The 21,904-nt window shown below is 54.8% G+C and carries 16 protein-coding genes; 11 read left to right on the top strand and 5 right to left on the bottom strand.

The annotated features are described in order from the left end of the window. Positions 1–147 precede the first annotated feature (147 nt). Positions 148–2,088, bottom strand: coding sequence for a 5-dehydro-2-deoxygluconokinase (gene iolC, locus KGP21_RS27070; RefSeq protein ID WP_094982408.1), 1,941 nt, complete (start codon positions 2,086–2,088; stop codon positions 148–150). Positions 2,089–2,681: 593 nt separating this feature from the next. Between iolC and iolD the strand changes: the two genes are divergently transcribed. The 3 genes from iolD to iolE all read left to right on the top strand — a co-directional run bounded on the left by iolD (position 2,682) and on the right by iolE (position 6,704). Then, complete coding sequence (gene iolD, locus KGP21_RS27065; protein WP_223536609.1) at positions 2,682–4,622, top strand: 3D-(3,5/4)-trihydroxycyclohexane-1,2-dione acylhydrolase (decyclizing); 1,941 nt, start codon at positions 2,682–2,684, stop codon at positions 4,620–4,622. A 109-nt stretch (positions 4,623–4,731) separates the two neighbouring features. Continuing rightward, positions 4,732–5,745 (top strand): Gfo/Idh/MocA family protein, encoded by a 1,014-nt coding sequence (locus tag KGP21_RS27060; RefSeq protein WP_059199437.1) that lies wholly within the window; start codon positions 4,732–4,734, stop codon positions 5,743–5,745. A gap of 62 nt (positions 5,746–5,807) precedes the next feature. Next, a complete protein-coding gene (gene iolE, locus KGP21_RS27055) occupies positions 5,808–6,704 on the top strand; it encodes a myo-inosose-2 dehydratase (protein WP_021807422.1) in 897 nt (298 codons plus the stop codon). A gap of 72 nt (positions 6,705–6,776) precedes the next feature. Here iolE and KGP21_RS27050 read toward each other — a convergent pair whose 3' ends face one another. Beyond that, positions 6,777–7,274 carry a GNAT family N-acetyltransferase gene (locus KGP21_RS27050; RefSeq protein WP_021807423.1) on the bottom strand — a complete coding sequence of 166 codons (498 nt, stop codon included), beginning with the start codon at positions 7,272–7,274 and terminating at the stop codon, positions 6,777–6,779. Positions 7,275–7,661: 387 nt separating this feature from the next. On the opposite strand from KGP21_RS27050, the gene KGP21_RS27045 reads away from it, so the two are divergent. Beyond that, on the top strand, positions 7,662–8,357 hold the full coding sequence (locus tag KGP21_RS27045) for a pirin family protein (protein ID WP_059199439.1): 696 nt from the start codon (positions 7,662–7,664) through the stop codon (positions 8,355–8,357). Positions 8,358–8,492: 135 nt separating this feature from the next. Next, complete coding sequence (gene gntR, locus KGP21_RS27040) at positions 8,493–9,488, top strand: gluconate operon transcriptional repressor GntR (protein ID WP_037376522.1); 996 nt, start codon at positions 8,493–8,495, stop codon at positions 9,486–9,488. Between the two features lie 36 nt (positions 9,489–9,524). Here the strand turns inward: gntR and KGP21_RS27035 are convergent, their stop codons facing one another. Continuing rightward, positions 9,525–10,031, bottom strand: coding sequence for a gluconokinase (locus tag KGP21_RS27035; RefSeq protein ID WP_094982405.1), 507 nt, complete (start codon positions 10,029–10,031; stop codon positions 9,525–9,527). A 305-nt stretch (positions 10,032–10,336) separates the two neighbouring features. Here KGP21_RS27035 and gntT point away from each other — a divergent pair, with 305 nt between their 5' ends. Further along, entirely contained in the window at positions 10,337–11,653 is a 1,317-nt protein-coding gene (gene gntT / locus KGP21_RS27030) for a gluconate transporter (protein WP_021807428.1), read from the top strand. A gap of 43 nt (positions 11,654–11,696) precedes the next feature. Here gntT and KGP21_RS27025 read toward each other — a convergent pair whose 3' ends face one another. After that, positions 11,697–12,290 carry a YhgN family NAAT transporter gene (locus KGP21_RS27025; protein ID WP_021181749.1) on the bottom strand — a complete coding sequence of 198 codons (594 nt, stop codon included), beginning with the start codon at positions 12,288–12,290 and terminating at the stop codon, positions 11,697–11,699. Positions 12,291–12,492: 202 nt separating this feature from the next. Here KGP21_RS27025 and asd point away from each other — a divergent pair, with 202 nt between their 5' ends. Then, the gene (asd, locus tag KGP21_RS27020) at positions 12,493–13,599 is read left to right on the top strand and encodes an aspartate-semialdehyde dehydrogenase (RefSeq protein WP_021181748.1); all 1,107 of its coding nucleotides are present in this window, start codon (positions 12,493–12,495) and stop codon (positions 13,597–13,599) included. A 204-nt stretch (positions 13,600–13,803) separates the two neighbouring features. On the opposite strand, the gene KGP21_RS27015 is transcribed toward asd, so the two are convergent. Further along, positions 13,804–14,289 (bottom strand): heme-binding protein, encoded by a 486-nt coding sequence (locus KGP21_RS27015; RefSeq protein ID WP_021807430.1) that lies wholly within the window; start codon positions 14,287–14,289, stop codon positions 13,804–13,806. Positions 14,290–14,915: 626 nt separating this feature from the next. Between KGP21_RS27015 and glgB the strand changes: the two genes are divergently transcribed. The 4 genes from glgB to glgA all read left to right on the top strand — a co-directional run bounded on the left by glgB (position 14,916) and on the right by glgA (position 21,890). Continuing rightward, positions 14,916–17,099: a 1,4-alpha-glucan branching protein GlgB gene (gene glgB, locus KGP21_RS27010; RefSeq protein WP_094982404.1), complete on the top strand. Its 2,184-nt coding sequence runs from the start codon at positions 14,916–14,918 to the stop codon at positions 17,097–17,099. Next, complete coding sequence (gene glgX, locus KGP21_RS27005; protein ID WP_223536607.1) at positions 17,099–19,084, top strand: glycogen debranching protein GlgX; 1,986 nt, start codon at positions 17,099–17,101, stop codon at positions 19,082–19,084. The genes glgB and glgX overlap by 1 nt, the downstream gene beginning before the upstream one ends. Positions 19,085–19,096: 12 nt before the next feature. Beyond that, on the top strand, positions 19,097–20,374 hold the full coding sequence (glgC, locus tag KGP21_RS27000) for a glucose-1-phosphate adenylyltransferase (protein WP_094982402.1): 1,278 nt from the start codon (positions 19,097–19,099) through the stop codon (positions 20,372–20,374). Positions 20,375–20,456: 82 nt separating this feature from the next. Then, positions 20,457–21,890: a glycogen synthase GlgA gene (gene glgA / locus KGP21_RS26995; protein ID WP_021807434.1), complete on the top strand. Its 1,434-nt coding sequence runs from the start codon at positions 20,457–20,459 to the stop codon at positions 21,888–21,890. Positions 21,891–21,904: the final 14 nt, after the last annotated feature.

Below are 21,904 nucleotides of genomic sequence, written 5' to 3'. Positions count from 1 at the left end.
TATTCTAACAGATGGAGTGGACATTTCATTTCTACAAAAAGCGATTTATTTCGTCGCCAGTTGCGTTACTTCACAGAAAATGGGCAAAAAAATCCCCTTAAAGCAGCGAAAATCACTTTAAGGGGCAGGTTCATTAACAACGCCAGCTTAACTCCGGCTGGTTTTACTCGCAGGCTGCGGGCGATATTGCCGCCAGAAACCGATCAGCGTCAGGTATTTCTGTTTCACCTGTTCGACCAGCCCGAGGTCATCGATCTCACCTTGTAGCCAAAGGCGTGAAGAAGTGCCAAAAATGGTGCGGCCAACCGCGAAACCTTTTACCCAGTGGGCATCTGCGGCTGCGGCGAACCCGGCTTTCAGCGTTTCCTGTGGGGAGTCTAGCCCGAGGATCAGCACCCCGCGGCAGAATGGGTCGTGAGTTTCAATCAATTCCCCCACTTTTTGCCAGTTGGCGGCACTCAGCGGCGGCAATTTCCACCAGTCTGGCAGAACGCCCAACCGGTAGAAATGTTCCATCACCTGCAGATAGTTGCGCTCGTCTTTGTCGGCATGACCTTCTGGCAAAATGACTTCCAGCAACAGCTCATGGCCCGATTTGCAGCAGCCACGATACACGTCAACGATCAGCTCATCCTGCTCACGGCGCAGCGTTTCGGCATCCTGTGGATGATAAAATACCAGGCATTTGACCACGTGCTCTTGGGGCCAGTCGATCAGCTGCGAGCCAATGTTGCCGTGCTCCAACCGCAAAGGGCGGGAGCTCGGCAACTCCACCGGGCGGCCAATCCACCAGCCTTGGCCAGTAATGGCATTCAACGCCGCCTGGCCGTAGGTAGTATCTGCCAGAATACCGCTGTTGCCGTGTAACCCCGCTTCGGCAGCTGCAGCCTGTGCAGCGGCCAACAATAACGTTTTTAACTGTGGGATCCGCTCTGTACTCACTCCTGCCTCTCGCGCCATTTCTGCCAACTGCTTGCGATGATCAAAGGCAAATACGCACAGTTCCGGCCACTGCTGTTTACGTGTGGTAACGCGGTGTAAATGGTTCAGACGGGCATCCAGATCCGGGCGTTTCACCTCTTGTTCGCGTTGCAGGTAATCGTCCAGCTCCAGCTTGGTCGGCATCGCGGGGGCGCAGCCGTGGCGTGACACTACCAGCGCACCGCAGGCATTGGCGTAACGGCAAGCCTGATCCCAACCCTCATCATTAAGATAGCCACGTAGCAGGCCAGACATAAAGGCATCACCCGCGCCGAGCACGTTTAAAACGTCAACGCGAACGCCAGAATGCAGTTTGACTTGCTGCCAATCTGTGGGGATATCCCCTTCAAATACCGAGCACCCCTGCGCCCCTCGCTTGCACACCAACGTGGCCTGGGTGACCTTACGGACGTTTTGCAGCGCGACCAGCGTATCGGTGCTGCCGCCAGCGATATGGAACTCTTCTTCAGTCCCCACGATGAGATTGAAATGGTGCAGAACTTCCTGCAACTCGCGGGTCACCTTTTCCGATTCGATAAAGCGGGTCTCGCCATCGCCTAACGAGGTCAACCCCCACAGCACTGGCCGATAATCGATATCCAACGCGGTACGCAGCCCGTGGCGGTGGGCGTATTCCAACGCTTGAAGTACCGCTGCGCGCGTTTTGGGATGGGAAAGGTGGGTGCCGGTGATCGCCAGGGCCCGTGATGATGCGATGTAGTTTTCATCGATATCCTCGGGTGTCAGCGCCATGTCGGCACAGTTTTCGCGGTAGAAAATCAGTGGGAAGGTTTCCTGATCCTTGATGCCCAGGATCACCAGGCCAGTCAGGCGCTGCTTATCGGTGATCAGACTCTGCGTGTCCGCGCCGACGCGCTGGAGTTCTTCACGCAGAAAGCGGCCCATGTGCTCATCCCCTACGCGAGCCAGCATGCCGGATTTTAACCCTTGGATCGCGGTGCCATAGGCCACGTTGCCGGAGGAGCCGCCAAGATATTTGGCGAATGAGCTGGCATCTTCCAGGCGTGCGCCGATTTGTTGAGCATAGAAATCGACAGCGATGCGCCCGAGGCAAATGACATCAAGCTGCTTTTGTTGTGTGGCCATACCCGTTTCCTTCTGTCATTAAGCAAAACCGATTGCGACCCGGTAAAGGAGCTAAGTAGGAAGCATGGTTCGAAGTATGAGGAATAAAAATTTCAATTTCAATACGAAATGAAATTTACACCCCGTAAACGTGATGCATTTAAAAGCAGCGTATAACGGACGGCCTGCCGATCTGGCATATTATTATTGATATAACAGTACATTGCGGAAATTTCCTGCACAAGCGAGCGCCATCTTGATGGTTGCTGGTTCGATCGGCGAGTGGGCGCATCGATCGAAAGAGAGTGATGATGAATTTATACTTAATTAATTGAATTATATAAATAAATCAAGCTTTGGTGGTTTGGTAATATGCGATCTTTATCGCAAAATGAAATGTTTTTTCTGTATTTATATTTTATGAAAAATATATTTGTTTATAATCAATGCACGTTTCAAACCGCTTATTGCATGAGCAGTGTGTAACAACCCAGACAAGATTATCACTGCTTTTGTGTAACGACGTCAGCGCTACGCCACCGGCTACACCTGTCTGCTCGCACACCATCATCTGCAGCAGGCTCGGGATAACGCCAAATGAAAGGGTGAGTAAAATGGGTAAGATCAAGTTGACCATGGCACAGGCGTTGGTCAGATTTCTCGACAACCAGTACCTGCTGGTAGACGGTGTCGAAACCAAATTCGTCAAGGGTATCTTCGCCATTTTCGGCCACGGTAACGTACTCGGCCTGGGGCAGGCTCTGGAGCAAGACTGTGGCGATCTGCTGGTGCATCAGGGGCGCAATGAACAGGGAATGGCGCATGCCGCTACCGGGTTTGCCAAGCAGAAGCTGCGCCAGCAGATCTACGCTTGCACTTCTTCCATCGGCCCCGGCGCAGCCAATATGATTACCGCTGCGGCCACTGCCACGGCTAACCGCATTCCTTTACTGCTGCTACCGGGCGATGTGTACGCCTCTCGCCAGCCCGATCCGGTATTGCAACAGATCGAACAATCCTACGATTTAAGCATCAGTACCAACGACGCATTTCGCGCTGTCAGTAAATATTGGGATCGCATTGTGCGCCCAGAACAACTGATGAGCGCCTGCATTAATGCCATGCGCGTGCTGACCGATCCGGCAGAAACTGGTGCCGTCACGCTTTGCCTGCCGCAGGACGTTCAGGGCGAAGCCTACGATTACCCAGACTATTTCTTCCACAAACGGCTGCATCGCCTTGAGCGCCGTCCGGCCAGCCAAGAATCTCTGGCAGAGGCTTTGGCGTTACTGGTGAAAAAACGCAAGCCGTTGATAATCTGCGGTGGCGGGGTGAAATATTCGCAGGCTGGGCAGGCGTTGCAGCAGTTTGCTGAACGCTTCCATATTCCGTTTGCCGAAACTCAGGCTGGTAAAGGTACGGTGCTTTCCGCTCATCCTTATAACGTGGGGGGCATCGGTGAAACCGGCTGTCTGGCGGCCAACACGCTGGCGAAGCAGGCAGACCTGGTGATCGGCATCGGCACCCGTTACAGCGATTTCACCACCTCGTCCAAATGGCTATTCCAAAATCCGGATGTGGCCTTCCTTAACATCAACGTCAGCGCGTTTGATGCTGGCAAGCTGGACGGTCTGCAAGTCTTGGCAGATGCCCGTGCGGCTCTGGCCTCTCTCAGCCCGCTGTTGGCTCAGGCGGATTATCGTGCTGATTGGCAAGACACTATCAGCAAGGCGCTTGGCGAACAGCAGAAAGAGACCGAGCGTGTCTATCAAGTGACCTATACCGGCGAAGGCTTTGTGCCGGAAGTCGACGACAGCCTCGATCGTGAACAGGTGTTTGCCGAGTTTATCGAAAAAACCGGCTCCGTATTAACCCAAAGCCGAGTGCTGGGGGTGCTGAATGAGCATTTACCGCAGGACAGCGTCATCGTTGCCGCCGCTGGCAGTTTGCCGGGCGATTTGCAGCGAGTGTGGCAAAACCGGGGTGAGCACGGCTATCACGTGGAATACGGCTACTCCTGTATGGGCTATGAGGTTAACGCCGCGTTAGGCGTCAAGCTTGCGGAGCCGCAGCGCGAAGTTTACGCCATGGTGGGGGATGGGGCGTTCATGATGCTGCATTCTGAGCTGGTCACCTCGATCCAGGAAGGTTGCAAAATCAACGTGGTGTTGTTCGACAACATGACCAACGGCTGTATCAACAACCTGCAGATAGGGCACGGCATGGGGAGCTACACCACTGAGTTCCGCTTCCGTAATCCGCAAGGCAACAAACTGGATGGCAAGCTCGTTCCGGTTAACTTTGCCATGTTGGCGGCGGCCTATGGTTGCAAAACCTACAGCATTACTACAGAACAACAGCTGATCGATGCGCTAGCAGATGCCCGTAAGCAACAGGTTTCCACCCTGCTGGATATCAAAGTGCTGCCGAAAACCATGGTGCACAACTATCTCAGTTGGTGGCGTGTGGGGGGGGCCCAGGTGGCTGAAAGTGAAAAAATTATTGCCGTCGCCCGCAGGCTGCAGGAGAACATCGATAAAGCCCGCGACTACTGATAACGCAATGCCTTGGCAATCGTAGGTGCGGCGGAGAACGCCGCGCATAAATAATCCGATCTACTTCAGACCTTGCGTCTGCCGTTTACAGTCCACGAGGATAACGAAAATGACATTGAACATTGGGGTTATTGGTACCGGTGCTATTGGTAGGGATCATATCCGCCGTTGCAGCCAGGTGTTGCAGGGTAGCAGAGTGGTTGCGGTGAATGACATCAATCGGGACAGCGCGGCCAAGGTGGTCAGCGAACTGAAACTGGACGCCAAGGTTTATGACAATGCTCACGATCTGATCAACTCCTCAGACGTCCAGGCGGTGTTGGTCACGTCATGGGGGCCGAGCCATGAAGAGTTTGTGCTGGCCGCCATTGCTGTGGGTAAACCCGTGTTTTGCGAGAAACCGCTGGCGGTCACGGCACAGGGTTGCAAAAACATCGTGGATGCCGAAGCCAGGCATGGCAAACGCCTGGTACAGGTGGGCTTTATGCGCCCTTACGATCAGGGCTACCGGGCGCTGAAACAGGTACTGACCAGCGGCCAGATCGGCGAACCGCTGATGCTGCATTGTGCCCACCGTAATCCAAGGGTCGGTGAAGCCTACACCACGGATATGGCCATTACCGATACGCTCATTCACGAGTTAGACGTGCTGCGTTGGCTGCTGGACGATGATTACGTCTCGGTGCAGGTGGTGTTCCCACGCAAGAGCAGCAAAGCCCTGCCGCATTTGAGAGACCCGCAGATTGTGCTGATGGAAACGGCCAAGGGCACCCGCATTGACGTCGAAATTTTTGTTAACTGCCAATACGGCTACGACATTCAGTGTGAGGTGGTGGGGGAAACCGGCATTGCCAAGCTACCAGAGCCTTCCGCGGTGCAAATGCGCAGCGGTGCCAAACTGTCCACCGAGATCCTGGTCGACTGGAAAGACCGCTTTATCGGTGCCTATGATGTTGAACTGCAAGCCTTTATCAATGACGTTCAGGCCGGCAATCTCACCGGGCCTTCTGCTTGGGATGGCTTTGCCGCTGCGGTGGCGGCGGATGCCTGTATCGCCGCGCAGACCAGCGGTGAGGTGGTGCCAGTGACCTTGCCTGCCCGTCCTGGCTTCTATGGTAAATAACTTTCTTGGCCAAGCCGGTGGGAAAGATAGCCGGTAAGTGCCAACATGACTGAGGCTGAAAAATGAACAAAGACCACGTAAAGCTGGCAATCGCCCCGATTGGTTGGACGAATGACGATATGCCTGAGTTAGGGGACGAGAACACGTTCCAGCAGTGCGTCAGCGAAATGGCGCTGGCCGGGTTCACCGGCAGCGAAGTGGGCAGCAAATACCCGCGCGATCCCAAGGTGTTGAAGCCGATGCTGGATATCCGCGGGATCCAGATCTGTAATGCCTGGTTCAGCACGTTTTTTGCCGATGGGCTGAAGGAAAAGACCATCGATGAGTTTATTAACCACATGAATTTCCTGCATGCAATGGGGGCCAAAGTGATTGGCTGCTCCGAGCAGAGCAAGAGCATTCAGGGCACCACCAAGGCGGTATTTGAAGAGAAGCCCTATTTTAGCGATGAAGAGTGGCAGCGGGTGGCGCAAGGGTATAACGAGCTGGCGAAAATTGCCGCCGGAAAGGGGATGCAGGTCTGCCTGCACCATCATATGGGCACGGGCATCCAGACCACCGAAGAGATAGACCGCTATATGAGCATGGTGAACGACGATGTTTACCTGCTGTTTGATACCGGGCATGCCTATTACTCCGAAGGCAGCCAACAGGCAATGTTGGCAATCCTGGAGAAATACCTGCCGCGCATCAACCATGTGCACTTGAAAGACGTGCGTGACGAGGTGGTGGCAGAGGTTAAGGCCAAGCGCCTGAGCTTCCTGGACGGGGTGAAAAAAGGCACCTTCACCGTGCCGGGGGATGGCGTGATCGATTTCCGGCCGATATTCAAGCTGTTGGATGAGCGTGGCTATAAGGGATGGATGGTGGTGGAGGCCGAGCAGGATCCGGCGCTGGCCAATCCTTTTGAATACGCAGTGAAAGCACGCCGCTATATTCGCGAAACGGCCGGGCTTTAAGTTAGTTATTGGTTTGCTGAGTCTAACTGGTGGGGCGTTGGTATTAGCGCCCCACCTACAAAGCAGTTCTGATTACGGGGTTTTAAACCGAGCCATATGATAAGCATCCACCAACTCGCCATCGCGCATGGCAAAGCGGCGGCTGGTGCCTTCAATCTCAAAACCGAACTTACGATACAGCGCAATGGCACCCTGATTGTCGGTGAATACCGTGAGCTCAATGCGCTCAATACCGGCCCAGTTGTCGCAGATATCGATCATCGCCTGCATCAGCGCGCTGCCAACGCCTTTGCCGTGGTAACCGGCATCCACGCTGATGCCAATAGTGGCCACATGGCGGCGGCGTACCCGCTGGTTGAGTTCCACGAACAACTGCCCCACCACGCGATCGTCAATGCAGGCCACCATGTTGTAGGTTCCGGGTTGCACGTTAGCAATACGTTGCTGCCACATGGCTTTTGACGGTAGCGGTAGTTGTAGCGTGTCACGGTAAACGGCCGGGTGGGAATATAGCTGGTGCAGGGCTTCAGCATCGTTACTTTCCACGTGACGAACTACAATCTCGCTCATTCTTTCCTCTCTTTGGCGTTTACCGTTTGAATAACCTCCCAAATTATCCGTTTACTCCCCTGAGTCAATATAATTTCCTATTGGTCAAAAAAACGCTTTACAGGTGCGAATGATAATGATTATTATTGTCATGCGTTCAGAGAGAGTATCAACCTTTGATACTGTTTGCTGAAGGCACGACATTGCTCACATTGCTTCCAGTGTTTACTTAGCCAGCTCGGGTGCTGGCTTTTTTTTTGCCCAAATTCATCGGCTAACTCATCCCACAAACCCTTTGTTACGTGCTGGCAAACTCCACCTAATTTTTTGAACAGAGGGGTGAGATTTTTGCGCTTTCATATTCCTCCGTCAGGTCTAGACTGTAGAAAACGTTGAGGAGAGTTGAATATGATTTATTTACGTAAGGCACAAGATCGCGGTCATGCCAATCACGGTTGGCTCGACAGCTGGCACACTTTCTCATTTGCTGACTATTACGATCCCGACTTTATGGGGTTCTCGGCGCTGCGAGTGATCAACGAAGACGTGATTGATGCAGGCCAGGGGTTCGGTACTCATCCCCATAAAGACATGGAAATCCTGACCTACGTGCTGAGCGGCACGGTGGAGCATCAGGACAGCATGGGCAACAAAGAACAGATTAATGCCGGTGAGTTCCAGATCATGAGTGCAGGGACCGGTGTGCGTCACTCTGAGTACAATGCCAATAGCGATCGGCCATTGCATCTCTACCAGATCTGGATTATTCCGGATCAGGTTGGGCTGGAGCCGCGTTATGAACAACGGATGTTTGATGCGCCTCAGGGCCGCCAGTTGGTGCTGTCGCCAGACGCCCGTGAAGGTTCGCTGAAGGTGTTCCAGGATATGACGTTGTCTCGCTGGGCGCTGAAGAAAGACGAGCAATCGGTTTATCCAATCCAGGCAGAACGCCGCGTTTGGATCCAGGTGGTGCATGGCAATGTCTCTATCAATGGCCACAAAGCAGGTATTAGCGATGCGTTTGCCATCTGGGATGAGACAGCACTGTCTATCCATGCCGATGACGACAGCGAGATTTTACTGTTCGATCTGCCGCCGGTGTGATGACAAAGTAATGGCGAGGGCTTGGTGCAATGCCGGGCCCTTTTTTGTGTCTGCTGGCCGGATAACCAACAATATCGGAAAGGCGTTTTATTTGCTAAAATGGCCGCCCATTCACGGTTAGCCAGTTCAGTGATAATGAAGAAAAAACGGCCGGTGCTTCAAGATGTTGCAGATCAGGTTGGCGTCACCAAAATGACGGTGAGCCGCTATTTGCGCAATCCCGATCAGGTTTCTGCCGCTTTACAGCAAAAAATTGCGGTAGCGCTGGACGAACTTGGCTACATTCCCAATCGTGCCCCGGATATCCTTTCCAATGCGACCAGCCGGGCAATTGGCGTGTTGCTACCGTCGTTGACCAACCAGGTATTTGCCGAAGTGTTGCGGGGTATCGAAAGCGTTACCGATGCACACAACTATCAAACCATGCTGGCGCACTACGGCTATCTGCCGGAGCGTGAGGAAGAGCGTCTGACGTCGCTGTTTTCTTATAACATCGATGGGTTGATCTTGTCCGAACGCCACCATACCGTACGTACCCTGAAGATGATTGAAGTTGCAGGCATTCCAGTGGTGGAGCTGATGGACTGTGTGTCACCCTGTATCGATCTGGCTGTCGGGTTCAACAACTTTGAAGCGGCCCGCCAAATGACCCAGCAGATCATCGCTCGCGGCCATCGTCATGTGGTGTACTTTGGCGCGCGTCAGGATGAACGCACCATTATCAAACAGCAGGGCTACGAACAGGCCATGCGTGAGTCTGGTCTTGAAGCCTACAGCATCATGACCTCACGTTCTTCTTCCTATTCGGCCGGTGGTGAGATGTTGCGCGAGGCGCAGCGAGATTATCCGCAGGTCGACAGTATCTTTTGTACCAACGATGACTTGGCGATCGGTGCGGCATTCGAGTGCCAGCGCCAGGGGTTATCTATCCCGCAGGATATGGCGATTGCCGGTTTCCACGGCCACGATATCGGCCAGGTGATGGTACCAAAGCTGGCGAGTGTGCTGACGCCGCGTGAGCATATGGGGCAGATCGCCGCTGAGCGCCTGTTGGCACGGCTGCGTGGAGAGGTTGTTTCCCCACGTATGGTGGACGTGGGCTTCACCGTGGCACCCGGTGGCAGCATCTGAACCTGGGCGCAACAGCCAGCGCCCAGCACGGCTAACTTATTGCTTTAGCGCTGCAACACAGCGGCCAACTACGCCTTCAACGTCGGTATCGATATCCACGCAAATCACATCTTTTTCGTCGGCCCCTGGCTCTTCTAATGCCTCAAACTGACTTTTTAGCAGCTCGGTGGGCATAAAATGCCCAGAGCGGGCTTGCAGACGGGTCAGGATCGTCTCGAAGCTGCCTTTTAGATAGATAAACACCATATTGTCATTGTCTTTGCGTAGCAGATCGCGATAGCGGCGCTTTAGTGCCGAGCAGACAATAATCCCGCTCTCGTTCTTGTGATTAAGGCTGTACGCGGCGTCGTTGAGGCGTTGCAGCCAGGGCGCGCGGTCCTCGTCATTCAGCGGCTGGCCGCTGGCCATCTTCTGGATATTGGCGCGTGGATGCAGATCGTCGCCATCGATAAATTTTGCCTTGATTTCCCGTGCTACCGCCGCGCCAATCGTGGATTTGCCGCTGCCGGAGACGCCCATCAGGATGATGCTTTTTCCCGCCATAAGTTTGATCTCTATCTCAGAATGCGAATTTTGCTGGGTTACCTGGTTCCGGATCTTATCATGTTACCGGTATCATGATACGGGTAACAAATGGAGATGTGATTGTCATCACACAGCACAGAACAGGGAACATGCCCGGCGTTTTCATGTCGCCACGTGGCGGGCTGCAATCTGCATCCATTGGCTACCACTGTACTCAGCTGCCTACTTAGACCACCAGGATAGGGTCGTACAATAAAACAAAGCACCTTCTTTCGCTGCCGTTGCGTAAAGAGGCCAAGTGATAAAAGGGTTGGAGAAAAATTATGCCACTAGTGATTGTTGCCATCGGCGTAGCCATGCTACTGCTGCTGATGATCCGCTTTAAGCTGAACGGCTTTATCTCGTTGATTCTGGTCGCTCTGGCGGTTGGTATCATGCAGGGAATGCCGGTAGACAAAGTGATTGGTTCTATCAAGGCCGGCGTGGGCGGAACGCTGGGCGGTCTGGCGCTGATCATGGGCTTTGGTGCCATGCTCGGTAAGCTGCTGGCGGACTGTGGTGGTGCGCAGCGGATTGCGACCACGCTGATCGACAAGTTCGGTAAACAGCATATCCAATGGGCCATCGTGCTGACCGGTTTTACCGTCGGTTTTGCTCTGTTCTACGAAGTGGGCTTCGTGCTGTTGCTGCCTTTGGTGTTTACCATTGCTGCCTCTGCACGTATCCCGCTGCTGTATGTCGGCGTGCCGATGGCTGCGGCGCTGTCCGTTACCCACGGTTTCCTGCCGCCACACCCAGGCCCAACAGCCATTGCTACCATTTTCCATGCGGACATGGGTAAAACCCTGTTGTATGGCACCTTGCTGGCAATCCCAACCGTGATCCTGGCAGGCCCGGTGTATGCCCGCTTCCTGAAAGGTATCGATAAGCCGGTTCCAGTCGGTCTATATAACCCAAAAACCTTTACCGAAGAAGAAATGCCTGGGTTTGGCGTCAGCGTAGCGACTGCACTGGTGCCGGTGATCCTGATGGCGTTGCGTGCCGTGGCGGAAATGGTGTTGCCAAAAGGCCACCCGATCTTGGCTTACGCCGAGTTCTTTGGTGACCCGGTAATGGCAACGCTGATCGCGGTGCTGATCGCCATCTTTACCTTCGGCCTGAACCGTGGCCGCACCATGGACGAAGTGATGGGTACCGTCAGCGACTCCATCAAAATCATCGCCATGATGCTGTTAATTATCGGCGGTGGCGGGGCGTTCAAACAGGTGCTGGTGGACAGCGGCATTGAGCAATACATTGCTGGCATCATGCATGGCAGCAATGTGTCACCGATCCTGATGGCCTGGTCAATTGCCGCAGTGCTGCGTATTGCACTGGGTTCCGCGACCGTAGCGGCAATCACCGCCGGGGGCATTGTGGCTCCGCTGATTGCTACCACCGGGGCTAGCCCGGAGCTGATGGTTATCGCCGTTGGTTCGGGCAGCGTGATTTTCTCTCACGTAAACGATCCAGGCTTCTGGCTGTTCAAGGAGTATTTCAACCTGACCATTATGGAAACCATCAGGTCCTGGTCCGTGTTGGAAACCATCATTTCAGTCTGTGGCCTGATTGGCTGCCTGCTGTTGGCGATGGTGGTTTAAGCCTTAACGGCGGGGCGCAGCAATCTCTGCTGCGCCCTGACTGCTAAAGGTTCAGATACGCCCGAACGCCGTCCAGGAACATCTGGGTGGACAGCATCACCAGAATCAACCCCATCAGTCGTTCCAGTGCACTCACCCCTTTGCTACCCAGTAAACGTAGGAATACGTTCGACATCAGCAGGATCGCCGCCGACAATCCCCAGGCAATCAGCAAGGCCACGACCAGATGCGAAATCTGGTTGGGGTACTGGTGTGAAAGTAACATCAAGGTTGCGAGAATCGACGGCCCGGCCACTAACGGAATGGCAAGCGGCACCAGGAAAGGCTCCTCTCCGGCGGAAAGATCGCTGCCGCTGCCCTCCTGCGAAGGGAAAATCATCTTGATGGCGATCAGGAACAGGATTATCCCGCCGGAGATCGACACGGTTTCGGTGCGCAGGTTGAGGAACGCCAAAATATGTTCGCCCGCGAACAGGAAAATCAGCATCAATACCAAGGCTATCAGCAACTCGCGGATCACCACCGCCCGGCGACGGCGCGGTTCCAGGTGTTTCAGCACCGACATGAAAATCGGCAGGTTACCCAGCGGATCCATAATTAAAAACAGCAACACCGTTGCCGCAATCATTTCTGTCATTTAAGGCCTCAAAATCAGAAAAAACGACGGATATAAGCGGCGTTACTGAGAATTGCCTGCTCATTGAATAAATTCACTTTGCGCTCGCGCCGACTTTTTGTAAGGTGGGTAGATATTGCACACAACATATAACTTAACTCTATCTCATATCCTTCCTGAAAGGGTATAGAGCATAGCCATCCTCCAAGGCAGGACAGTAAATATGAAAAACGTTGGTTTCATTGGTTGGCGTGGTATGGTCGGCTCGGTTCTCATGCAACGCATGACTGAAGAGCGCGATTTTGACGCCATTCGCCCGGTATTCTTCTCCACTTCGCAGCTCGGTGCTGCCGCCCCGGCTTTTGGTGGCCAGCAGCAAGGTACGCTGCAAGATGCGTATGATGTCGAAGCATTAAGCGCTCTCGATATTATTATTACCTGCCAGGGCGGCGATTACACCAATGAAATCTATCCAAAGCTGCGGGCTGCCGGCTGGCAGGGCTATTGGATTGATGCGGCCTCTTCTCTGCGTATGAAAGACGAGGCGATTATCATCCTCGACCCAGTGAACCATGCGGTGATCCAGGAAGGGCTGAACAAAGGCATCAAGACCTTTGTTGGCGGTAACTGCACCGTCAGCCTGATGTTGATGTCGCTGGGCGGCCTGTTTGCCAATGACTTGGTGGAGTGGGCCTCTGTTGCCACCTACCAGGCTGCCTCTGGCGGGGGGGCGCGCCATATGCGTGAGCTGTTGACCCAGATGGGCATGCTGCATGCGGATGTAGCGAAGGAGTTACAGGACCCGGCCTCGGCGATCCTGGACATCGAACGTAAAGTCACGGAGGCCACCCGTTCCGGTAAGCTGCCAACCGATAACTTTGGCGTTCCTCTGGCGGGCAGCCTGATCCCTTGGATCGACAAGCAGCTGGATAACGGCCAAAGCCGCGAAGAGTGGAAAGGCCAGGCGGAAACTAACAAGATCCTCAGCACCTCAAGCATCATCCCGGTTGATGGTCTGTGTGTGCGCGTCGGTGCGCTGCGCTGCCACAGCCAGGCATTTACTCTGAAGCTGAAGAAAGACATTCCGCTGCCGGAAATTGAGCAACTGTTGGCCACGCACAACGACTGGGTACGGGTGATCCCGAACGACCGCGAACTGACCATGCGTGAGCTGACGCCTGCTGCCGTAACCGGTACTTTGAACACGCCAGTTGGCCGTCTGCGCAAGCTGAATATGGGGCCGGAATACCTCTCCGCCTTCACCGTTGGCGATCAGCTGTTATGGGGCGCGGCCGAACCCCTGCGCCGCATGCTGCGTATCCTGCTGTAGGATATTTAGTTGCGTTGCATGAAGGATCACTAAGCTGTAAAAAACCGATAGCCCGCATGAAAGCGGGCTTTTTTATGTGGATAGCATTACTAAAACGCACCTTTAGGTTATCCCCAAGACCGTACTTTGGGGACAGGTCGATTGGCGGCAACGTAATGCGGGGGCCATGTTGGCGGTATATCATTGAAACCGCGGCCCATCGTGTTATTTCGTCAGCACCTTTTCTAATGCGGTAAGCGCGCATTGCTGATCAAGGTGTCCACCCGGTGCGCCGCCTACACCAATAGCGCCAACGACTTCTTCACCGCTTTTCACCGGTACGCCACCGGCCAGCAATAAAAATCCAGGGATATCACGCAGATTTTCTGCCCCGGCGTTGGTCTGGGCATTTTTCATCACATTTTCGGTAGGGTTTTTGGTGGTCAGCGCGGTAAATGCTTTCATCCGGCTGGCTTCCACCGTATGAGGGCCCGCGTTATCCATCTTCTTGATAACCAGAGGAATACCGGCGCGGTCTACCACGGTAACGGCAACATTGTAGTTATTGGCGCTACAGGCCTGGATGGCACTTTGCGCCAACTTATCAGCCAATTCGAGGGAGAGATTCTTTTCGGTCAGAATGCCACTGGCTGCACTGGTGAATGACAGCATACTGCTAAATAAAATGGCGGATGAGATTATACGTTTCATCTTGGCTTGCTCCTGAATAGACCTTTGGTGTAACAAAGAGAATAGAGGGTGTCATTGAAGCAATCCATTGTCTTGATTACCTACTTGGCTAGGTGTTTTTACTGAGTAAGGGGATATGCAACCCTGTGAAAGGGCTGGAGCGTTGTTTGATCTGACGTTCGGTTAGCCCCAACACTGTATGTTACTGCTATAACCTTGAACTTCCTTGAGGCTGATCTCTTTCAGCCCTCCAATGTGCTGTTTTCCACATTTCTGGTCTCAATTGCTCTAGCAGTAAAGGCGATGCAGGCAAGGTGACGTCACGCCTGTCGTATATCAGACGCGGCCAGCGAAGGTTGCCCGCTCCGCCGGTTTTCCGGCTGAAAATTTTCCTTGGTAATGTCACCGTGTTTTTAGCAGACATGGCTATGCTTATTAGGTGGATGAAAAGTTTTCCATCAATGGTGAAAATTCGCCTAAAAATTAAGCATAAAGAGCGAAACTGCGAGCATGAAGGCGATCGATTAATCAATAACCGACTGAAATCACGCTTTAGGTAGCAAATGAATTGCATGATAGGTGCAACGGCTGCTTTTTGTTCAGCGTAGCCTTTTAAAAGTCATGCTCTTAATCAAAGGAAGAATGCTATGCCTGTACTTCCCGAACGTGACGTGATCAATCAGCTCATCTCCGGTCACTATGCCGATCCCTTTTCCTTGCTCGGCATGCATGTAACCGAAAACGGACTACAGATTTGTGCGCTGTTGCCGGATGCGGGCACCGTGTGGCTGGTAGAGAGTAAAACCGGTAACCGTCTGGTTCAGCTCAATTGCGATGACGCTCGTGGTTTTTTCAGCGCTCTCGTACCGCGTCGTAAAACCCCTTTCCGCTATCAGCTTGAAGTCAGCTGGCGCGACCATCAACAACTTCTCGAAGACCCTTACCGTTTTGGCACCCTGCTGCAGGATATTGACAGTTGGTTGCTGGCCGAGGGCACCCATCTGCGGCCTTATGAGCGGCTGGGGGCGCATCCTGGCTCGTTGGATAATGTGGATGGGGTCAGCTTTGCCGTTTGGGCACCGAATGCCCAGCGCGTGTCGGTAGTGGGGGAGTTCAACTTTTGGGATGGACGGCGTCATCCCATGCGCCTGCGTAGAGAGAACGGGATTTGGGAGCTGTTTTTACCGGGCGTGAAGGCCGGGCAACTGTATAAATACGAGATTATCGATTGTTACGGCAACGTGCAGCTGAAAGCCGATCCTTATGCTTTCGAAGCGCAGATGCGGCCGGAAACGGCCTCGTTGATCACACCGCTGCCTGCGGTGGTGGAAAATACGCCGGAAAGGCAGCGGGCCAATGACTTTGACCGTCCGATTTCCATCTACGAAGTGCACCTGGGCTCCTGGCGTCGCCATACCGACAATAATTTCTGGCTCAGCTATCAAGAACTGGCCGAGCAACTGATCCCCTACGTTAAATATATGGGTTTCACCCATATTGAACTGTTGCCGATCAACGAGCATCCGTTCGACGGCAGCTGGGGCTATCAGCCGTTGGGAATGTATGCGCCAACCCGCCGTTTTGGCACGCCAGCGGAGTTCAAGGCTTTTGTCGCCGCGGCTCATGATGCCGGGATCAACGTGATCCTGGATTGGGTGCCGGGGCATTTCCCCAGCGATGCCCATGGCCTGGCCAACTTCGACGGCACCGCGCTGTATGAATATGCCGATCCTCGCGAAGGATTCCATCAGGACTGGAACACGCTGATCTACAACTATGGCCGCCACGAGGTGCGTAACTACCTGGCGGGAAATGCGTTTTACTGGCTGGAGCGCTTTGGTATCGACGCCCTGCGCGTCGATGCGGTGGCGTCGATGATTTACCGTGATTACAGCCGTGCCGACGGTGAGTGGGTGCCGAACTACTATGGCGGCAATGAGAACCTGGAAGCGATCTCCTTCCTGCGTTACACCAACCAGACGCTGGGCAAAGAGCGGCCAGGGGCGGTGACGCTGGCGGAAGAATCCACGGATTATCCGGGCGTTACTCTACCGCCAGATGCCAACGGCTTAGGCTTCCACTACAAGTGGGATCTCGGTTGGATGCATGACACGCTGAATTATATGAAGTGCGATCCGGTGCACCGTAAATACCATCACAACCTGATGACCTTCGGCATGCTTTACGCCTATACCGAAAACTTCGTGCTGCCGATCTCGCACGACGAAGTGGTGCATGGCAAAGGCTCCGTGTTGGATCGGATGCCGGGAGATGCCTGGCAGAAATTCGCCAACCTGCGGGCCTATTACGGTTTTATGTGGGCGCACCCGGGCAAAAAACTGCTGTTTATGGGCAGCGAATTTGCTCAAGGGCGTGAATGGAATTTCGATAACAGTCTGGACTGGCATCTGCTGGATGGATTGGACGGTTGGCACCACGGCGTGCAACGGCTGGTACGCGATCTCAACCACTGCTACCAGGAGAATGCGCCGCTGTATGAGCGCGATTATCGTCCAGATGGTTTTGAATGGCTGGTAGTCGACGATCACGACAACTCGGTATTTGCCTTCGCACGCTACGACTCGCAGGGCAATGAGCTGATAGCCATCAGCAACTTTACCCCGGTGCCGCGCCCCCATTACCGTATCGGTATTGGGCGCGCTGGCGAATATCAGGAGATCCTCAATACCGATTCACACCATTATCACGGCAGCAACGCGGGTAATCAGGGGCGGGTGATTTCGCAGCCGATCGGCAGCCACGGTCGTGAACATTCGATCAGCGTGATGGTGCCACCGCTGGCTACGGTTTATCTGCGGCGGGAGGTTTGATGGTAGAGCTGACGCCGGGTCTTGCCGCGCCTTTAGGGGCTTATTACGACGGTAATGGCATCAACTTTACCCTGTTTTCTGCGCATGCCACTCAGGTTGAGCTGTGCCTGTTCGATGCGCAATATCGTGAAACACGCCTGCCGTTGCCTGCCCGCAGCGGTGATATCTGGCATGGATATCTGCCAGGGGGCGAGTTGGGGCAACGTTATGGTTTTCGGGTGCATGGCCCATTTGAGCCGCATCTAGGGTTGCGCTTTAACGCCAACAAGCTGTTGCTCGATCCGGCGGCGCGGGCAGTCGAAGGGCCGGTTGCCGACCATGTGTATTTGCACGGGGGGTACGATCAACCGGACCCGCAAGACAGCGCCCCGTTGATGCCCAAATGCATAGTGATCGACGAAAGCTACGATTGGCAAGACGATCGCCCGCCAGCCACCCCTTGGGGCAAAACGGTGATCTACGAAGCCCACGTCCGGGGGCTGACGTTAACGCACCCGGAGATCCCGGCCGTATTGCGTGGCAGCTTTGCCGCTCTTGGCCACCCGGCGATGATTGCCTACTTCAAGCGGTTGGGGATCACGGCGCTTGAGCTTTTGCCGGTGCAGCAGCATACCACGGAGCCGCGTTTGCAGCGCTTGGGGCTGATCAATTACTGGGGATACAACGTGCTGGCTCCTTTCGCGCCAGACAACCGTTACAGCAGTTTGAGCACCGGGACGACGCCGCTACGTGAGTTCCGCGATGCGGTGAAAGCGCTGCACCGGGCGGGGATCGAAGTGATCCTGGACGTGGTGTTCAACCACAGTGCAGAGCTGGATGTGGATGGGCCAACGCTGTCGCTGCGCGGTATCGATAACCCCAGTTACTACTGGCTAACCCCTGACGGTGGCTACGATAACCTCACCGGCTGTGGCAATACGCTGCGGTTGGATCAGCCGGCGGGCGTGGCGTGGGTGATGGATTGTCTTCGCTTTTGGGTTCGGGAGTGCCATGTCGACGGCTTTCGCTTCGATCTTGGCACCGTGTTAGGCCGTACACCGGCGTTTGACCGCGATGCACCGCTGTTTCAGGCGATGCTGGCGGACGATACGCTGGGGCGCTGCAAACTGATCGCCGAGCCCTGGGACATTGGCCCGGGCGGCTATCAGGTTGGCGCGTTTCCAGGCCGTTTTGCTGAGTGGAATGACCATTTCCGTGACGATATCCGCCGTTTCTGGCTGCAGGGCGATCTGTCACTGGGTCAGTTTGCCCAGCGTTTTGCTGCCTCCAGCGAGGTATTCAACCAACGTGGGCGCGCGCCTTATGTCAGCATCAATATGCTGACGGCCCACGACGGCTTTACCTTGCAGGATGTAGTGAGTTTCAAGGAGAAACATAACCAGCCTAACGGAGAGGGAAACCGTGATGGCAGCGACCAAAACTTTAGCTGTAACCACGGGGTTGAAGGCCTGATTGCCGACGAAACCGTTTTGCAACGCCGCCAGGCCAGCCAGCGAGCACTGCTTGCCACGCTGCTTCTGGCGCAGGGGACACCGATGCTGCTGGCCGGTGATGAGCACGGAAATAGCCAGCAAGGCAACAACAATGCTTACTGTCAGGATAACGCAACCACCTGGCTCGACTGGGCCAATGCGGATGAGTCACTGACCGCCTACACCGCCGCGCTGATCCGCTTGCGCCAGCAAATTCCTGCTTTGCAGGCAGACCGCTGGTGGCAGGAGGGAGACGGCAGCGTGCAGTGGTTAAACGCGCAGGGGCAGCCGCTCAGTGCGCAACAGTGGGAACAGGGCGATCGCTGCTTGCAGATCCGCCTGTCGCAACGCTGGCTGATGGTGATCAACGCCACCCAGCAGACCGTTGAGATGACGTTACCCGAGGGTGATTGGCAGGTTGTCGCCCCCTTTACTCAGGAAGATTCACGGGCGGTTCTACCCGCCTGGTGCCAGGTTGCGCATTCGCTTTGCGTGCTGGTAGAGAAAAATTAAAAGGAGTCAGTTATGGTTAAGCACGAAAATAAAGACCCTCTGATGTTGGCGCGCCAACTGCCGAATAAATCCGTTGCCCTGATATTGGCAGGCGGCCGTGGCTCGCGTTTGAAAGATTTAACCTCTACCCGCGCCAAGCCAGCCGTTCACTTCGGTGGCAAGTACCGCATCATCGATTTTGCCATGTCCAACTGCCTGAACTCAGGGATCCGCCGTATGGGGGTGATCACTCAGTATCATTCCCATACGTTGGTGCAGCATATTCAGCGGGGCTGGTCGTTCCTGAACGAAGAGATGAATGAGTTTGTCGATCTGCTGCCTGCCCAGCAGCGCCTCAGCACCGAACACTGGTACAAAGGCACCGCGGATGCGGTCTACCAGAACCTCGACATCATTCGCCGCTATGAAGCGGAATACGTGGTGATCCTGGCAGGCGACCATATTTATAAAATGGACTACTCGCGGATGCTGATCGACCACGTCGAGAAGGGAGCGCAGTGTACGGTGGCCTGTATTCCGGTACCGCGCAAGGAAGCCAGCGAGTTTGGCGTGATGAAGGTGGACGATAACGACCTGATCCTCGAATTCCTGGAGAAGCCAGCCAATCCGCCAGCCATGCCTGGCAACCCGGATATGTCACTGGCCAGCATGGGCATCTATATTTTCAACGCCAGCTACCTCTTCCAACTGCTGGAAGAGGATATGTCGACTCCTGACTCCACCCACGATTTCGGTAAGGATCTGATCCCCAAAATTACCGCGCAGGGTGCTGCCTGGGCGCATCCGTTTACTCTTTCCTGTGTGGGGTGTGGTCCCGATCTGCCGCCATATTGGCGTGATGTCGGGACCTTGGAAGCCTACTGGCGCGCCAACCTCGATCTGGCTTCGGTCACGCCTGAGCTGGATATGTACGACCGCTCCTGGCCGATCCGTACCTATATGGAGCCACTGCCACCGGCCAAATTTGTGCAAGATCGTTCCGGCAGCCATGGCATGACCATGAACTCGCTGGTGGCCGGTGGGTGCATTGTCTCCGGTTCGGTGGTGGTGCATTCAGTGCTGTTCTCGCGAGTACGGGTGAACTCCTTCTGCACTATCGACTCTTCTGTATTACTGCCCGATGTCAACGTTGGCCGCTCCTGCCGCCTGCGCCGCTGCATTATCGATCGCGCCTGCCATATTCCCGAAGGCATGGTGATTGGTGAAAACGCCGAGGAAGACAGCAAGCGTTTTTACCGTTCGGAAGAGGGCATCGTGCTGGTAACGCGCGAAATGTTGGCAAAACTGTAGCCATTCCGGCTGGGACCTTGGGCGTGGCAAGCTACGCCCCTTATCTCTGTAAAGACGTTTTTACCGAATTTCAGGAGTGATAATGCAGGTTTTACACGTATGTTCCGAGATGTTCCCACTGCTTAAAACCGGCGGGCTTGCAGACGTGGTTGGCGCATTACCGACGGCGCAGATTGCCGCAGGAGCTGATGTTCGGGTGCTATTACCGGCTTTTCCTGACGTGCGCAACGGTATCCCGGACACGGTACTGGTTGCCGAAATCGACTCTTTTGCCGGGCGCGTAGGCCTGCGTTATGGCACCTACCATGGCGTGGGCGTTTACCTGATCGATGCCCCTTGGCTGTACGATCGGCCGGGCAGCCCGTATCACGATCAGTCGATGTACGCCTACCCGGACAACCATCGCCGTTTTGCCTTGCTGGGCTGGATGGCCTGCGAGTTGGCGAAGGGGTTGGATCATTACTGGCGGCCAAAACTGGTCCATGCTCACGACTGGCATGCTGGCCTGGCCTGCGCCTATCTGGCTGCTAATGGCCATCCGGCACGCTCAATCTTCACCGTACACAATCTGGCCTATCAGGGGTTATTTTCCGCCCACCATATGGCGGAGCTGTGGTTGCCACCGTCATTCTTGAATATCTATGGCCTGGAGTTTTATGGCCAGATGTCTTTCCTGAAAGCAGGCTTGTACTACGCTGACCATATCACCGCCGTCAGCCCGACCTATGCGCGTGAAATCACCCAGCCTGAGTTTGGTTACGGGATGGAAGGATTGCTCCAGGAGCGGCAGCGGCAGGGAAGATTGAGCGGCATTCTCAACGGTGTTGATGACAAGATTTGGGACCCGTCACACGATGCGCGCCTGGCGGCACGCTATGACGCCAGCAGCTTGAAAAACAAGGCAAAGAACAAGGTTCATCTGCAAAAAGCCATGGGGCTGCAGGTGGATGAATCGTTGCCACTGTTTGCGGTGGTCAGCCGTTTGACCAACCAGAAAGGATTGGATCTGGTGCTGGAAGCCCTGCCAGCGTTGCTGGAACAAGGGGGGCAGTTGGTGCTGCTGGGGGCGGGGGACGCGGTATTGCAGCAGGCTTTCCTGGCCGCGGCGGCCGATTATCCGGAACAGGTCGGCGTGCAGATTGGCTACCACGATGCCTTCTCACACCGCATTATCGGCGGAGCGGACGTGATCCTGGTGCCCAGCCGCTTTGAACCTTGCGGGTTAACACAGCTTTATGGCCTGAAATATGGCACGTTGCCGCTGGTGCGCCGCACCGGTGGGTTGGCAGATACGGTGGTGGACTGTGCGCTGGAGAACCTGGCCGACGGCACTGCCAGCGGGTTTGTGTTTGATGATTGTAATGCTGTTGCCCTGGGCAATGCCATTCGGCGTGCTCTGGTGCTGTGGAGCAGGCCGAGACATTGGCATCACGTACAACGCCACGCCATGAGTCTGGATTTTGGCTGGCAAGTCGCGGCAAAGGAATATCTGTCGCTTTATCAACGCTTGTTGTAATCACGTACTTGGGA

Source organism: Serratia sp. JSRIV004 (assembly GCF_019968705.1).
GTDB lineage: Bacteria > Pseudomonadota > Gammaproteobacteria > Enterobacterales > Enterobacteriaceae > Chania > Chania fonticola_B.
The sequence above is the reverse complement of the archived record's forward strand: the minus strand, read 5'-3'. Positions and strand labels throughout refer to the sequence as shown.

Excerpts from the sequence above, each read along its gene's own strand:
- KGP21_RS27050 (WP_021807423.1), bottom strand. The coding sequence starts at position 7,274 with ATGAGCGAGATTGTAGTTCGTCACGTGGAAAGTAACGATGCTGAAGCC.
- asd (WP_021181748.1), top strand. The coding sequence starts at position 12,493 with ATGAAAAACGTTGGTTTCATTGGTTGGCGTGGTATGGTCGGCTCGGTT.
- iolE (WP_021807422.1), top strand. The coding sequence starts at position 5,808 with ATGAACAAAGACCACGTAAAGCTGGCAATCGCCCCGATTGGTTGGACG.
- KGP21_RS27060 (WP_059199437.1), top strand. The coding sequence starts at position 4,732 with ATGACATTGAACATTGGGGTTATTGGTACCGGTGCTATTGGTAGGGAT.
- gntR (WP_037376522.1), top strand. The coding sequence starts at position 8,493 with ATGAAGAAAAAACGGCCGGTGCTTCAAGATGTTGCAGATCAGGTTGGC.
- glgX (WP_223536607.1), top strand. The coding sequence starts at position 17,099 with ATGGTAGAGCTGACGCCGGGTCTTGCCGCGCCTTTAGGGGCTTATTAC.
- KGP21_RS27015 (WP_021807430.1), bottom strand. The coding sequence starts at position 14,289 with ATGAAACGTATAATCTCATCCGCCATTTTATTTAGCAGTATGCTGTCA.
- KGP21_RS27035 (WP_094982405.1), bottom strand. The coding sequence starts at position 10,031 with ATGGCGGGAAAAAGCATCATCCTGATGGGCGTCTCCGGCAGCGGCAAA.
- gntT (WP_021807428.1), top strand. The coding sequence starts at position 10,337 with ATGCCACTAGTGATTGTTGCCATCGGCGTAGCCATGCTACTGCTGCTG.
- glgA (WP_021807434.1), top strand. The coding sequence starts at position 20,457 with ATGCAGGTTTTACACGTATGTTCCGAGATGTTCCCACTGCTTAAAACC.
- KGP21_RS27045 (WP_059199439.1), top strand. The coding sequence starts at position 7,662 with ATGATTTATTTACGTAAGGCACAAGATCGCGGTCATGCCAATCACGGT.
- iolD (WP_223536609.1), top strand. The coding sequence starts at position 2,682 with ATGGGTAAGATCAAGTTGACCATGGCACAGGCGTTGGTCAGATTTCTC.
- glgB (WP_094982404.1), top strand. The coding sequence starts at position 14,916 with ATGCCTGTACTTCCCGAACGTGACGTGATCAATCAGCTCATCTCCGGT.
- iolC (WP_094982408.1), bottom strand. The coding sequence starts at position 2,088 with ATGGCCACACAACAAAAGCAGCTTGATGTCATTTGCCTCGGGCGCATC.
- KGP21_RS27025 (WP_021181749.1), bottom strand. The coding sequence starts at position 12,290 with ATGACAGAAATGATTGCGGCAACGGTGTTGCTGTTTTTAATTATGGAT.
- glgC (WP_094982402.1), top strand. The coding sequence starts at position 19,097 with ATGGTTAAGCACGAAAATAAAGACCCTCTGATGTTGGCGCGCCAACTG.